The 14,267-nt window shown below is 28.1% G+C and carries 14 protein-coding genes; 5 read left to right on the top strand and 9 right to left on the bottom strand.

The features are described from left to right. The first annotated feature begins 82 nt into the window (after positions 1 to 82). Positions 83 to 1,936, top strand: a complete 1,854-nt coding sequence (locus AC2TEO_RS05390; RefSeq protein ID WP_442267136.1) for a DUF349 domain-containing protein — start codon at positions 83 to 85, stop codon at positions 1,934 to 1,936. Positions 1,937 to 2,282: 346 nt separating this feature from the next. Here the strand turns inward: AC2TEO_RS05390 and AC2TEO_RS05385 are convergent, their stop codons facing one another. After that, complete coding sequence (locus AC2TEO_RS05385) at positions 2,283 to 3,053, bottom strand: zinc ribbon domain-containing protein (protein WP_442267135.1); 771 nt, start codon at positions 3,051 to 3,053, stop codon at positions 2,283 to 2,285. 2 nt (positions 3,054 to 3,055) lie between these two features. Next, positions 3,056 to 4,150, bottom strand: coding sequence for a Nif3-like dinuclear metal center hexameric protein (locus tag AC2TEO_RS05380; protein ID WP_442267134.1), 1,095 nt, complete (start codon positions 4,148 to 4,150; stop codon positions 3,056 to 3,058). 53 nt (positions 4,151 to 4,203) lie between these two features. On the opposite strand from AC2TEO_RS05380, the gene lpxK reads away from it, so the two are divergent. Both lpxK and AC2TEO_RS05370 read left to right on the top strand, forming a co-directional pair. Continuing rightward, positions 4,204 to 5,226 carry a tetraacyldisaccharide 4'-kinase gene (gene lpxK / locus AC2TEO_RS05375; RefSeq protein ID WP_442267133.1) on the top strand — a complete coding sequence of 341 codons (1,023 nt, stop codon included), beginning with the start codon at positions 4,204 to 4,206 and terminating at the stop codon, positions 5,224 to 5,226. Positions 5,227 to 5,278: 52 nt separating this feature from the next. Next, positions 5,279 to 5,755: a thioredoxin family protein gene (locus AC2TEO_RS05370; protein WP_442267132.1), complete on the top strand. Its 477-nt coding sequence runs from the start codon at positions 5,279 to 5,281 to the stop codon at positions 5,753 to 5,755. Positions 5,756 to 5,813: 58 nt separating this feature from the next. Here the strand turns inward: AC2TEO_RS05370 and AC2TEO_RS05365 are convergent, their stop codons facing one another. The 7 genes from AC2TEO_RS05365 to AC2TEO_RS05335 form a co-directional block, all read right to left on the bottom strand. Then, positions 5,814 to 6,890 (bottom strand): mannose-1-phosphate guanylyltransferase, encoded by a 1,077-nt coding sequence (locus AC2TEO_RS05365; RefSeq protein ID WP_442267131.1) that lies wholly within the window; start codon positions 6,888 to 6,890, stop codon positions 5,814 to 5,816. A 12-nt stretch (positions 6,891 to 6,902) separates the two neighbouring features. Next, positions 6,903 to 7,499, bottom strand: coding sequence for a SprT-like domain-containing protein (locus tag AC2TEO_RS05360; protein ID WP_442267130.1), 597 nt, complete (start codon positions 7,497 to 7,499; stop codon positions 6,903 to 6,905). 267 nt (positions 7,500 to 7,766) lie between these two features. Then, entirely contained in the window at positions 7,767 to 8,429 is a 663-nt protein-coding gene (locus tag AC2TEO_RS05355) for an ATP-binding cassette domain-containing protein (RefSeq protein ID WP_442267129.1), read from the bottom strand. Further along, a complete protein-coding gene (locus tag AC2TEO_RS05350; protein ID WP_442267128.1) occupies positions 8,429 to 8,710 on the bottom strand; it encodes a hypothetical protein in 282 nt (93 codons plus the stop codon). The genes AC2TEO_RS05355 and AC2TEO_RS05350 overlap by 1 nt, the downstream gene beginning before the upstream one ends. A gap of 85 nt (positions 8,711 to 8,795) precedes the next feature. After that, complete coding sequence (locus tag AC2TEO_RS05345) at positions 8,796 to 9,479, bottom strand: SDR family NAD(P)-dependent oxidoreductase (RefSeq protein ID WP_442267127.1); 684 nt, start codon at positions 9,477 to 9,479, stop codon at positions 8,796 to 8,798. 22 nt (positions 9,480 to 9,501) lie between these two features. Next, entirely contained in the window at positions 9,502 to 10,578 is a 1,077-nt protein-coding gene (locus AC2TEO_RS05340; RefSeq protein ID WP_442267126.1) for a M48 family metallopeptidase, read from the bottom strand. A 1-nt stretch (position 10,579) separates the two neighbouring features. Next, complete coding sequence (locus AC2TEO_RS05335; RefSeq protein ID WP_442267125.1) at positions 10,580 to 11,551, bottom strand: YjgN family protein; 972 nt, start codon at positions 11,549 to 11,551, stop codon at positions 10,580 to 10,582. A 106-nt stretch (positions 11,552 to 11,657) separates the two neighbouring features. Here AC2TEO_RS05335 and AC2TEO_RS05330 point away from each other — a divergent pair, with 106 nt between their 5' ends. After that, positions 11,658 to 12,938, top strand: a complete 1,281-nt coding sequence (locus AC2TEO_RS05330; protein WP_442267124.1) for a metal-dependent hydrolase family protein — start codon at positions 11,658 to 11,660, stop codon at positions 12,936 to 12,938. 138 nt (positions 12,939 to 13,076) lie between these two features. Continuing rightward, positions 13,077 to 14,072, top strand: a complete 996-nt coding sequence (locus AC2TEO_RS05325) for a hypothetical protein (protein ID WP_442267123.1) — start codon at positions 13,077 to 13,079, stop codon at positions 14,070 to 14,072. Positions 14,073 to 14,267: the final 195 nt, after the last annotated feature.

Below are 14,267 nucleotides of genomic sequence, written 5' to 3'. Positions count from 1 at the left end.
ATTCGCTTATTTAGAATCAAGATATATTCAATATTCCTTATCTTTATGTTCGAAATCAAATGGAACTATAAACATTTTTAATATGTTAGAAAATAAAGATAAAAGTACAAACGAGAATTCTACTGAAGCTATAACAAACAAAGAAACGGTTTCTGAAGCTACACAATCTGCAGTTAATGAAGTGGAGAATATGGTAGCCGAGAATTCTGAAAAAGATGAGAAAAAAGAAGAAATTCCAATGCTAGACTATAATGCAATGGAATTGGAACAATTAGTAGTAGAATTAAAGAAACTATTAAAAAATCATCCCGTACAGCTTATCAAGAATAATGCAGATGAAATTAAAAATGCGTTTAATGTAAAGTTTGGTAAACTTTTATCTCAAAAGAAGGAAGAGTTTTTAGCTGAAGGAGGTAATTCTATCGATTTTCAGTTTTCTAGTCCTGTAAAAGTTGAATATAACGGACTTTTACGAGAGTATAAAGAAAAGAGAGATGCTTACTATACACAAATAGAAAATCAACTTAAAGATAATTTAGAGAAACGTAATATTATTATTGATGAATTAAAATCGTTGATAGAAAATGCAGATCCTAGAACAATGTATAATGAATTTCAAAAAATTCAAGAGCGTTGGAAAGGAGTTGGTGCAGTTCCTAGAGATCGTTACAATGATACATGGAAAATTTACCATCATCATGTAGAGCGTTTTTATGATTTATTACATTTAAATAAAGATTTTAGAGAGTTAGATTTTAAACATAATTTAGAAGAGAAACAAAAGTTAATCGCAAGAGCAGAATCTTTATTAGAAGTTGAAGATGTAAATGTTGCTTTTAAAGAATTACAGGAATTACATAGAATTTGGAAAGAAGATGTTGGACCTGTAAATAGAGAACTTCGTGAAGATGTTTGGAATCGTTTTAGTGATATAACTAAAAAATTACATGATAAACGTCACGATTACTACAAAGATTTACGATCTAAACACCAAGAAATTATCGATGCTAAATTGATAATAGTTGAAAAGATCAGTAATTACGATTTTTCTAAAAACCAAACACATAAAGATTGGCAGAAAAGTATTCGCGAGGTAGAAGCTTTACGCAAAGAATATTTTAATGCTGGTAAATTGCCATATAATAAAAGTGAAACTGTTTGGCAAAAATTAAAAGAAGCTACTAAACGTTTTAATACAGCAAAAAATACTTTTTATAAACAAGAAAAATCTTCTCAAACAGATAATTTGAAGAAGAAAATGGAGTTAGTAGAATTAGCAGAAAGTTTAAAAGATAGTGAAGATTGGGAAACTACAACTAATACGATGAAGCGTATACAGTCTGATTGGAAAAAGATTGGGCATGTACCTCGTAAATATTCAGATGAAATATGGAATCGATTCAAAGCTGCTTGTAATGCTTTTTTCGACCGTTTAAATGCTCATAGAGACGGTGTAAGTCAAGAACAAGAAGCTATTGTTGTAGAAAAGAAGAAGTTTTTAGAAGATTTTAAAGCATTAGAAGGCCTAACTGTAGAACAAGTACAAGAGTACATTCAAAAATGGAGAGCTTTAGGTTCTTTACCAAGAAATGCGCGTCATTTAGATGGTAAATTTAACAAAGCTGTAGATGCAAGTTTAGCAAAATTAAATTTAGGCAGAGAAGAGATAGAGTTAATGAAGTTTAAGAATGTAGTTGATGGTTATTTAGCTCAAGAAGATTATAGAAAATTAGATAGTGAGCAATTCTTTATCCGTAAAAAGATTACAGAAACTGTAAGAGAAATGCAACAGCTAGAGAATAACTTAAGTTTTATATCTAATGCTACAGAAGATAATCCATTAGTGAAGAATGTAAGAAAAGGAATTCAAGGATTTAAAGACGAGTTAGATATTTGGCAGATGAAGTTAGATTATTTAAGAAAGTTAGATTACTAATAATCTAGTTTTATGAAATTACAAAAGCCCAGATAAATATCTGGGCTTTCGTGTTTAATCCGTATATCTATGGAAACTAGACCCTTGATTTTTTGGTGCTGGTTCTGGAACTGGTGTAGCAATGAAATTTTGAGATTCAGAAGAACAAAAAGTGCTTGAGCTTGCAATTCTCTGATAACATGTTTGGTTGTTTAAATAAGTTTCATAACTATTTTAGTATAGTTATCACTTAAAATATACTGTTAAAATGGTTGTTTTTTTTTCGATTAAAAAAAACTAATAGGAATTAGAAATAAAAAAACCTCGAATTATTTCGAGGTTTCTTGTTTTATATTTTTATGATTGATTAAGAGAATAAATTATCAATTTTATGTTTCTCTTCAGCAGCTAAGGCAGCATCAACTAAGATTCTACCACTGTGCTCATCAATTGTAATCTTTTTTCTGTTAGCTATTTCTAACTGTACTTGTGGTGGAATAGTAAAGAAAGAACCTCCAGCAGCTCCACGCTCAATAGATACAACAGCTAATCCGTTTTTTACTTTATTACGAATTCTTTTGTAAGCAGTTAATAAGTGCTTATCAATAGATTCAGAAAACTCAATAGATTTCTCTTGTAATAACTTCTCTTCTTTTTCAGTTTCTTGTAAAATAGCGTCTAACTCAGATTTTTTAGCATTTAAGTGTCCTTCTTGTTGTGCTAATTTTTCTTTAGTGTTTTCAACTACTTGTTTCTTTTGTGCAATTTTAGCTTTAAATTCCTTAATTCTTTTTTCAGCTAATTGAATTTCTAATTCTTGATATTCAGTTTCTTTACTTAAAGAATCAAACTCTCTATTGTTACGAACATTCTTTTGTTGTTCTTGGTACTTTTTAATTAAAGCTTTAGCCTCTTCAATAACTAACTTTTTGTTACTAATATCAGTATCTAAATTAGAAATATCTTGCGCTAAGTTCGAAAGTCTAGTATTTAATCCGGCAACATCATCTTCTAAATCTTCTACTTCTAAAGGTAATTCTCCGCGAACATTTCTAATTTCATCAATTCGAGAATCGATTAATTGTAAGTCGTATAAGGCTCTTAACTTTTGTTCTACCGTTACTTCTTTTTTTGCCATCTTTAAATATAATGTATTGGATTTGTATTTTCTTCGCTTAAAATAATTGCAAAATTAGTAAATTTTTTTGTAAGATAATCAACTAAAAGATTTTTTGTATACTGTTCACTTTCATAATGTCCAATATCTGTAAGTAAAATCTTGTTTTCTGCTTTATAAAATTCATGATACTTAAAATCTGCACTTATATATGCGTCTGCTTTTCCTCGTATTGCGTTAGAAATCGCAAAACTTCCAGAACCTCCTAAAACTGCTACTTTTTGTATAGGTTTTCCTATTAATTCAGAATGTCGAACACATCCAGTTTTAAAAGTTGATTTTACAAATTGTAAAAAATCTATTTCTTCCATAGGAGAACTAAATTCCCCAATCATACCCATTCCTACTAATTGATTTTTATTATCTAAAGTGATAATTTCATAAGCCACTTCTTCATACGGATGATTTTTTTGTAATGCTTGTAAAATTTTTCCTTCTAAATGGTTTTCAAAAGTTACAGTTATACATGTTTCCTCTTCAAAATGTAACTCTCCTTTTTTACCAATAGTTGGATTCGAGTTTTCTTTTCCTCTATAACTGCCTTTACCTTCAACATTAAAGGAACATTGATCGTAATTTCCTATGTTTCCAGCTCCAGCATTAAATAAAGATTTTCTTAAATCATTAGCATCACTGTAAGGAACATAGGTGGTTAGTTTTTTGATTTGTTTCTTTTTTGGGATTAAAACCTTTGTGTTTTGTAAACCTAATACTTTACACATTTTTGCAGAAACACCGTTGTTTGAATTATCTAAAGCGGTATGTGTAGCATATATTGCAATATCGTTTTTAATTGCTTTTAAAACTACACGTTCTACATAATTATTTCCGTTTAATTTCTTTAAGCCACTAAAAATAATAGGATGGAAACTTACAATTAAATTGCATTTTTTCTCAATAGCTTCGTCAACGGTTTTTTCTAATGTATCTAAGGTAACAAGAACTCCTGTTACTTTTGTATTATAATTGCCAACTAACAAACCTACATTATCAAAGTCTTCAGCATAAGATAAAGGAGCTAGTTTTTCTATATAGTTTGTAATATCTTTTACGATCATAGTATCTATTTAGCTAAAGGTAAAGTTAATATTTTTAATGTATTTTCGCTGCAATGAAAGCTATTAGATATTTATTATTTCCTTTTGCGATTATTTATGATTTAATAACTACGATTAGAAACTTTTTTTATGATAAAGGAGTATTTTCATCTACAGAGTTTCAATTACCAGTTATTGCTGTTGGAAATTTAAGTACAGGTGGTACAGGGAAGTCACCTCAAATTGAATATTTAATTCGTTTATTAAAAAATGATTATAAAGTTGCTGTTTTAAGTAGAGGTTATAAAAGGAAGACAAAAGGTTTTATTATATTAAATGAGAATCATATTGCTGAAGATGTTGGAGATGAACCTTTACAATTTTTCTCAAAGTTTAATGAAGATATTCATGTTGCTGTTAATGCAAACAGAACAGAAGGAGTACAACAGTTAATATCGAAGGTTAATCCAGATGTAATTTTATTAGATGATGCTTTTCAGCATAGAAAAGTAAAAGCAGGTTATTATATTTTACTTACTAAATTTAATGATTTGTATTGTGATGATTTTATTTTACCAACTGGTAATTTAAGAGAGAGTAGGAGAGGAAGTAAAAGAGCAGATGTTATTATTGTAACGAAATGTCCTGGAAATCTTTCTGTAAGTGAAATGAATATTCTTCGAAAGAAATTAAATATTAATAAAAAACAAAAGTTGTACTTTTCTACTATTGATTACAATGAAAACTTGAAAGGAAGTAAAAAAATATCAGTAAAGGAATTAAAAGGTTATGATTTAGTTTTAGTTACAGGTATAGCAAATCCAGATTCTTTATTAGCGTACTTAAAAGAAAATAATTTAAATTTTACCCATATTAATTTTCCTGATCACCATAATTTTTCTAATTCAGATATTTCTAAAATTGAAAAGACTTTTAATGCTATTTCTTCTGAAAAAAAAATGATTCTAACTACAGAAAAAGATTTCATGAGGTTGAATGGCAGAATTTCTAACTTAATATATATTGCTATAGAAACAAAGTTCTTAGCAGATGAAAAGCTTTTTGTATCTGATATTACAGGTTTTATAAAAAGTTAAATTTGTATATTGGCATTGTTTTTGCTCCCCTTCACCTGTAAAAAAGAATATAATGGGAAGAATAGTTTACACTTTATTATTAGTTTTTTCTGTAACTATTGGTTTACAAGCTCAACAAGAAAATCAAATGAAAACGGAAGTTGAGAAAAACATTTGGTTACCTACAATGAAAGAAGCTATAAAGAAAGCTACTGCAGAAAATAAACCCATTTTAATTTATTTTACAGGTTCTGATTGGTGTGGGCCTTGTATCAATCTAGATAATACTTTATTTCATACAGAAAAGTTCGAAAAATTTGCCGCTGAAAATTTAGTGTTGTATACAGCTGATTTTCCTAGGAATAGAGATTTAGTTACTAAAGAGAATAGAAAAATTAATAAAGAACTAAGTCACAGATACGATCAAAGTTCTTTTCCAACGATAATTTTAATTAATTCAAAAGGAGAGGTTTTAGGGAGAAAAAATGGGGCTTATTTACCTGAGTATTATTATACTTTCTTTGAAGAAATTGTAAGTCAAAACAAATAAAAAAATGCCATTTTAATATAATTTAAAATGACATTTTTTAATATAATTCAGTGTTTAATTATACATGTTTTTTGCCAAAAGACTCTCTTGCTTCAGCCATGATTTGTTTAATGTCTTGATCATCTTTTCTTGGACAAATCATAATTACATCTTTCTTTTCAACTACGATGAAATCTTGTAATCCTTGAATAACAACACGCTTTCCGTTTTGTGTACGAATCATATTTCCTTTAGCGTCTCTAAAAATAACACTAGCACCAACAACAGCATTTTCTTGTTCATCTTTCTTTAGCTTACCATAAAGAGATCCCCAAGTACCTAAATCATTCCATCCAAAATCAACAGGTAAAACATGTACGTTATTTGCTCTTTCCATAATGGCAAAATCAATAGAAATATTCTCACATTTTCCGTAGTTATTTTTTATAAAGTCATCTTCAAAATCTGTATTGTATACATTGCTTCCATCGTCAAGAACATCAACCATTTCGGGTAGGTAGACTTTAAATGCTTCTATGATACTTTTCGCAGACCAAACAAAAATTCCAGCATTCCATAAATAATCACCGCTTTTTAAAAATTGTTGAGCCGTTTCTAAATCTGGTTTTTCAGTAAATCGAGTTACTTTTTTTATTTCTGTTGAATTTTGTTCGTATCGAATATAACCGTATCCAGTATTTGGATGATCTGGTTGAATACCTAGAGTCATTAAAATATCTTCTTTAGAACAAGCTTCAAAAGAAGTTTTAATATTCCTTAAAAATTCACCTTCATCTTTAATCCAATGATCGGAAGGAGCTACTAACATAACCGCGTTTGGATTTTGTCTATAGATTTTTAAAGCAGCATATAAAATACATGGAGCTGTATTACGCATTACAGGCTCTAAAAGTAATTGTCGATTACTTAGTTGAGGCAGCTGTTGCAATACTAGTTTTTCATAACTCGTATTTGTGGCAATTAAAATATTATTAGTAGGTACAAGTTCATTAATACGTTCAAAAGTCCTTTGAATAAGAGATTGACCAGTTCCCAACATGTCATGAAATTGTTTAGGAAACTTTTGAGTACTTACTGGCCAAAATCGAGAGCCAACTCCTCCGGCCATAATTATAGCGTAATAATTTTTAGTCATAATGGGTGTGTTTTATGTCAATCCAACAATTGAAACTTCTATATTTTGATTAAAGAGATAAACTTTATTGTTCTTTAAATTTAAGCATTCAAATCGAGTTCTTCTCTTTTTTCCTTTTTTATATGTGTTTTTTTTATACACAAAAATACTACCTTCTGGAATTTCAAAGACAAAGTTCTTTCCTGATTTTGCCATATTTCCTTTTAAAGCTAGGGCTAATTTAGGATCAGAATCTGTGCTAGCTTTTGGGTTTTTAAAGTGGTTAGCTAATAGAGGAAGTATATGATTTGGATAAATATCTGGTCGTAAGAACGGAAGCATTAAATGTTGAAAGACTGTTTTCCATTCTTTACCATGTGGTTGAACTCTACCAAATTTTTTATAGGTAACATGATGTGCTATCTCATGAATTAAAGTTAATAAGAATTGGTATTTATTTAAATTGTTATTAACTGTAATTTGAGTTCTACCATCTGCAAATGTTCTAAAATCGCCATGTTTGGTTTGTCGTTCATTTACAATTTTAAGATTTATAGCATATTTTTTAATTAGATATTCTGTCAAAGGAACAGATTGTTCTGGAATGTATGCTAAAAGTGTTGCTTTCAATTGTGTTAAAATCTTAAATAAGAAAAAGTTATAAGTTTGATTCTTTTGTAAAAGAAAAACCTAAAACTATGATAAAAATTAACTTTATACTAGTTTTAGGCTATTAAAATGAAAAAACTTATTTAAATTTTTGCTGTAGTGTTTAATTAAATAAACAGTTACATTTAAAAATTATAGACACTCAAAAATAGTATTACAGCAGATTTTTTTTCAAATGCTTTTCACTGAAATGAGTAAGGTGTTTTTCCTATGAGTTATAATTAAATTTTATTTTTTAGATAAGTAATTGTACTTCATTAAATCAGATTTACTTTGAATTGGGAATTTTTCTCCATCTTTTAATATGAAGTTTAAGTTAGTAATTTTTAATACGTCGTTATAGTAGTGATCTGTAATGATAATCCCTTTTTCTTGTTTGAGTTTTAAAAGTAAGTCAGAAATAATCTTTATATAATTTGGTTCTACCATAGAAAAAGGTTCATCTAATAGTAAAAAGGGGTGATTTAAATTTCCAATCAATAAAATTTCTAGATATCTTAATTCACCTATAGAGAGAGTTCCTATTTTTTGTTTTTCAAAAGAAGCTATTTTGGTATCATAAAAGATTTTTTCTTGATCTTTAGATTTGGAAAAAAATAAAGGTATAATATCTCTTACTTTTTTCTCTTTCGGTAAAAATGTATTTTGAGGTAAGTAAGCTATAAGTTTATCTGATATAACCTTTTCTTTTGGGATACTTTTATAATCTATTTTAATTAAAATCTCGTTGGCTTTAATAGTGCCAAATATAGTTTTTAGTAATGAAGATTTACCAGATCCATTTCTTCCAAAAACACCAATAATATCTCCTGTACTACATTCAAAACTAATATTATTCAAAATCTTTTTGTTACCAAAAGAGAGATTAATTTTTGAAACGTCTAACTTCATTATTTAATAACTAAAAGTATTAATAAAACAGGAAGAATAAAGATCCAATTGAACAGGAAAACATTGGAAAGTAATTTTCTTTTTGTAAATCCTAAATTGTAATACATGTAGTATTCATTTTCTTTAAAAAGATGAAATCCCCAGTATCCAATTAACACTCCAAAAGTAGAGAAGTTGATAATAGCCCAAAATAAACTACTTGATAAAAAAAGTACTAAAGAAAATACAAAGTTTAAAAAGTTTACATCAACATAATATTTCCAGAAAGCTGTGTAATTCATAGAATTGTAAATAATTCAATACAATAATATGTTTTGAAACTGGAAAAAGCTGGTAATTAAATGTTAAATATGTTTTGAATACAAGTTATGGAGTAGAACTTGAAACTTGAAGTACTTTTCCGTTATAAAATTTATTTCCAGTTAAAGCAAAATTAAAAATATAATCAGCCATTTCTATAGCTTTTAAGGGAGCTTGATAACCAGGAAAGGCTTCTTCTAACATTTCAGTTTGTACAGCTCCAAGAGCTAAAACATTAAAAGCGATTTGTTGTTCTTTGTATTCTTCTGCTAGTAATTCAGATAATGTAATAACAGCTCCTTTTGCAGAACTATATGCTGCTAAACCAGGGAATTTCATGCTGCCTTGTATTCCTCCCATGCTACTTACTGTTACAACATGACTTCCAGATTTCATAAAAGGGAGTAAATTTTTTGTAAGAGATGCAACCCCAAAAACATTTACTTGATACACTTTTATGAAATCATCGGTAGTTAATTCGCTAAAAGGTTTATTAATTAGCATACCGGCATTATTGATTAAAATATCAACAGAGTTCCATTCTTTTTCTACAAAATTAGCCGCATTTATAATGTCATTTTCTTTAGAAAGGTCAGTAGAAATTGTAGTTATATTTTCATGATTTACTTTATCTAAAGAATTTGAATTTCTTGATAAGGCTAAAACTTTATGTCCGTTATTAGCAAATTGTAATGCTAATTCATAGCCAATTCCTCTACTAGTTCCTGTTATAACAATATGTTTACTCATGTATTTTGTATTTTAATCTAAACTAATGCTTTAATATATCCCACTTTTCTTTTAACAAAGAGTTATTTACGATGTTATTTTCTTTGTCAGCTATTTCCTTCGAATATTTAATTCGATCATCTAATATTGGATGCGAACTTAAGTATTTCGGTGTGTATGCAGAAGTTTCTTCTTTCAAAATTTCGAATAATTCATGCATTCCGTTTAAGTTGAGGTGGTTGTTTTTCATTAATTCTAGTCCAAAAAGATCAGCTTCTTTTTCTAAACTTCTTGAAAACGACAATTGAGAAAAGCGATGAGCGTTATCTTTAAAAATATTAGTAACTCCATTTGCGTCTCCAAAAATTATTGAGAAAAATATAGAACCTGAAATATCACGAGCTAGGTTCTTTAAAATATGACGTTTTTCAATATGCGAAACTTCATGACCAATTAAGGCCGTTAATTGATGTTCACTTTCTATTTTTTCTAATAAACCAGAGTAAATTACAATGATGCCTCCAGAAATAGCGAATGCGTTTAATTGATTACTTGTTGATACTTTTACTTGGATTGGGAACTCAGATTTTATGTGTAAAGTATTTACAAAATCTTGTAGTTTTTCTGATTGTTCTTCGTTTATATGTAATGTGTTAGCTAAATTGTTATATACATAATCGCCAAAGATTATTACATTTTCTTTAGCTAAGTTTTTAGCAAAGTTTACTGCTACAAAAGGAAAAATCCAAAAGTATAAGATTAAGGATAAACTTAAGATTCCAGAAAGTAAAAGCGCAATCGATTTTCCTATTGACTTATGTAGTTTTACATCAAGTTGATTACTGAATTCTTTTTTGTTATTTATATATTTTATGAATTCTTTATCTGAACTTTCAATTCTTTGAAAAGGAAAATTATTTCCATAGGTGAAAGCAACTATGTCTTTTGTGTAAACTTCTGATTTTTTGATAGAATTTGTTTTCCAAAGAATAATTTTAGAAAATTCATTCAATTTATTTTGATCTGCAATACTGATTTTCCATTCATGGGGATTAGGGCAAATATTTACTTCATGAGAAGCAGAAGATATTCCATCAAAGTAAGTCGCAGAAAATTGCATTTTATATTAAATCAATATCTAAAAAATCTAAGAAATCATCACCAGCAGCATTATTATAATCATCATATTGCACTTGTTTAATACTATTGGTATCTAAACCTTCTTCTATTTGTAAAAAACGGAACATAAATTTATGAGTTCTAACAATAACCCATGGTGTAGCGATTCCAAAAGTAAATGTGATTAGTAAAAAGTTTACAATTACAAGTTCAAAAACATCACCGGCTTTCATATCTAAAGAGAACTTAACTTTTCTGCCGTTTTGAGTAATCTCTGTATTATTTGCGTAAAAAGCTAATAATTCTTTGTAATACCAGAAAGTGTATATACCTAATGTTAAATAGAATAAGAAAAAGAATTTAAGGTTTATCCAAAATAAAGTACTTCCTTCACCTTTGAAGTCAAATGATAAATTTCCAAATCGTAAATGACTAAAAATATATTTACGAATATCTACAGCAAACCAAGGTGAGTAAATTCCTAAAGTTAAAATGGTTAATAACATGCCAATTAAACATTTCCAGAATAATTCCATTCGATCACCTAAATATTTAAAATAAATACCTTTCCAAGAACTTCTAGAAGTACGATATCGCATTGCACCATGAATTGCAAAAGGAATCAATAAAATAATAAAAAGATAAAATACCCCAATAGAGATACCAAATGTTGTAGGATTATTACTTACAACTCCATAGATCAAGAAAAAATAAAGTAGAAGTAAGAAAACATATACTTTAATAAAACCTTTAAAAACTTCTTTTCCTGTTCCATGAAAAGCGAACCTAGCTTTATCTAATTCTGTTGATTGATAGTGATATTTTAAACGCTCAACTTTAGCCCAAGGATAGTATAAACCAAAACTAATAATAGTTAAGAATAGATTTTTAAAGAAAATAATGGCAAATTCACCACCTTTTCCAAAATATGTAAAACGCTTTTTTTCTGATTGTAAACGATTAAGAAAATCCATAGAAACTTGTATAATAAACGTAAAAATGCAATATTATTTTAAAGTATACAACTTTTGAATATTTACTTTAAATTTGATTCTTTAACTCCAAAAAAACTATTTACTAATGAGAAAATATATATTGTTATATCTTTTTATATTCATTCAAAGCGTAGCTTTTGCCCAAAACACTTATATCTATTGTGGAAATCTTTTAGATACTGAATCTGGTAAAATACAGTCGAAACAAACTATTATTATTGAAAAAAATAAGATTATTGATGTTGTTTCAGGTTATGTAACCCCCAAAAAAAATAGTGATAAAACAATTGATTTAAAAGATAAATACGTGCTTCCTGGATTAATAGATATGCATGTTCATATTGAGAATGAATTTGGACCTACTACTCGTTTAGATAGGTATATTTTAGATGAAGCTGATATTGCTTTTAATTCTGTTGGTTTTGCTAAAACAACCTTACTTAAAGGATTTACAACGGTAAGAGATTTAGGAGGAACTGGAGTTAATATTTCTATTCGTAAAGCTATTGATAAAGGGAAAATTCCTGGTCCTAGAGTAATTACAGCAGGAAAATCGATAGCTTCTACTGGTGGACATGCAGACCCAACGAATGGAAGTAGAAGGATTTTAGTGGGGAATCCAGGACCGAAAGAAGGTGTGGTAAATAGTGTAGAAGATGCAAAAAAAGCAGTACGACAACGTTATAAAAATGGAGCAGATTGTATAAAAATTACAGCTACAGGTGGTGTATTAAGTGTTGCGAAAAGCGGAGATAATCCACAGTTTACAATAGAAGAAGTTAAAGCTATTTGCAAAACTGCCAAAGATTATGGAATGCATGTTGCAGCTCATGCCCATGGAGACGAAGGAATGCAACGAGCTATTATTGGAGGTGTAAAAACTATTGAACATGGAACTTATATGAGTGAAGCAACTATGGATTTAATGAAAAAATATAACGCATATTTAGTACCTACAATAACAGCTGGAAAAGAAGTAGAAGAAAAAGCTAAGGTTAAAGGATATTATCCTGCAATTGTTGTTCCTAAAGCATTAGCCGTGGGACCACAAATTCAAGGAACTTTTGCTAAAGCATATAAAAGAGGAGTAGGAATAGCTTTTGGAACCGATGCTGGCGTATTTAAGCATGGTAAAAATGCAAAGGAGTTTGGTTATATGGTTGAGGCAGGAATGCCTGAAATTGAAGCAATTCAATCTGCTACAATAACAAATGCAAAAATTTTAAAAATGGAAAGTGAAATAGGTCAGGTAAAAAAAGGTTTTTTTGCAGATATTATAGCTGTTACTGATAATCCATTAAAGAATGTGAAAACAATTGAAAATGTAGTTTTTGTAATGAAAAATGGTGAAGTTTATAAAAAGTAATAGATAAATGATTTAATTTGAAAAAAGACTTTTACATTTTTGTAAGAGTCTTTTTTTTATAGAATAAATTCATCTAAAATTATGTAACTTTTTCTAGTTGAAATAGACTTATAAATTGAAATTAAAAATTACTTAGTTATGATTAAAATGACTCCATTTTTAAGTAGATATAATTTTATCTTAATACCGTTGTTACTTCTAGTATCACTAACATTATTAAGCCTTAATTTTCAATCAAATTCTAATTTAGCTCCATATTTAATTATAGATTTCTTATTCACTATTCCTCTAGTATATTTTTTACTAATTAGAAAAAAAGATATTCATAAGTTTACTGTGGTTTCTGTCTTTGTGTTAGGTGTTTTACTTTCTAGTTTTTTAATTCCGACTGAAAATCAAGGGACATTAAAGTTGGTGAAATCATACATAATTCCAATTCTTGAGTTAGTGATTTTTTCTACTATATTAATAAAAACTAGAAAATTATATCAAGGATATAAAAAGAATAATGTAAAGAATTATGATTTTTTTGAGACAATTCAAGCTGCTAGTTTAGAAATTTTTCCCAGTAAAATAGCTTCTTTTCTAGCGACAGAGATTACCGTTTTTTACTACGCTTTTTTTAAATGGAAATCTACAGATATAAAGAATAATGAATTTACATATCATAAAGAAGGTACTTATACAGGTATTTGTATAGGAATTCTGTTAGTTATTTTAATAGAAACTTTCGTTTTACACATGTTGATAGCTGAAAGGAATTTGGTTTTAGCATGGATAATTAGCGGATTAAGTATTTACACCTTAGTACAGGTTATTGCCTTAATAAAATCAATGAGAAGTAGACCAATTTTTTTTGATAATGATAAACAAAAAATATATTTAAGATTTGGTTTTTTAGGCAAAGCAGAAATAGATATAGAAAATATTAAAGCTATAAGAAGTATTAATGATAGTGAAAAGTTAAATCACATCTCTTTTTTAGGAAGTTTAACAGGAGCAAATATGATTATTGAATTTAAGGAAGAAATCAGTTATAATTACTTTTATGGAACTGATAAAAAAACAGATCATTTAGCTTTTATTATTGATGATAAAAATAATTTTATAAAAAGAGTTAATGCCTTAATATAAAAATAAAAGAAGCCATTTAGGCTTCTTTTATTTTGTTTACATATTCCCCCCGAAACTGTAAACCTACTATATTTTTTTATAATCTTCTTTTTTAAAGAAAAAGAACTATTCATTTTCTTTTCAGTAATAAATAGTTCTTTTTAACAAACCAAATTAACTACTATAAATAATTATAATGAAACAAACTTTACATTA

Source organism: Tenacibaculum aquaeponti, from assembly GCF_057221555.1.
This window is presented reverse-complemented; position numbering and strand designations above follow the sequence as displayed.

Bases quoted from the DNA above. Each gene is read 5' to 3' on its own strand.
- AC2TEO_RS05370 (WP_442267132.1), top strand. From the start codon at position 5,279: ATGGGAAGAATAGTTTACACTTTATTATTAGTTTTTTCTGTAACTATT.
- AC2TEO_RS05345 (WP_442267127.1), bottom strand. From the start codon at position 9,479: ATGAGTAAACATATTGTTATAACAGGAACTAGTAGAGGAATTGGCTAT.
- AC2TEO_RS05380 (WP_442267134.1), bottom strand. From the start codon at position 4,150: ATGATCGTAAAAGATATTACAAACTATATAGAAAAACTAGCTCCTTTA.
- AC2TEO_RS05390 (WP_442267136.1), top strand. From the start codon at position 83: ATGTTAGAAAATAAAGATAAAAGTACAAACGAGAATTCTACTGAAGCT.
- lpxK (WP_442267133.1), top strand. From the start codon at position 4,204: ATGAAAGCTATTAGATATTTATTATTTCCTTTTGCGATTATTTATGAT.
- AC2TEO_RS05330 (WP_442267124.1), top strand. From the start codon at position 11,658: ATGAGAAAATATATATTGTTATATCTTTTTATATTCATTCAAAGCGTA.
- AC2TEO_RS05385 (WP_442267135.1), bottom strand. From the start codon at position 3,053: ATGGCAAAAAAAGAAGTAACGGTAGAACAAAAGTTAAGAGCCTTATAC.
- AC2TEO_RS05365 (WP_442267131.1), bottom strand. From the start codon at position 6,890: ATGACTAAAAATTATTACGCTATAATTATGGCCGGAGGAGTTGGCTCT.
- AC2TEO_RS05335 (WP_442267125.1), bottom strand. From the start codon at position 11,551: ATGGATTTTCTTAATCGTTTACAATCAGAAAAAAAGCGTTTTACATAT.
- AC2TEO_RS05325 (WP_442267123.1), top strand. From the start codon at position 13,077: ATGATTAAAATGACTCCATTTTTAAGTAGATATAATTTTATCTTAATA.
- AC2TEO_RS05340 (WP_442267126.1), bottom strand. From the start codon at position 10,578: ATGCAATTTTCTGCGACTTACTTTGATGGAATATCTTCTGCTTCTCAT.
- AC2TEO_RS05355 (WP_442267129.1), bottom strand. From the start codon at position 8,429: ATGAAGTTAGACGTTTCAAAAATTAATCTCTCTTTTGGTAACAAAAAG.
- AC2TEO_RS05350 (WP_442267128.1), bottom strand. From the start codon at position 8,710: ATGAATTACACAGCTTTCTGGAAATATTATGTTGATGTAAACTTTTTA.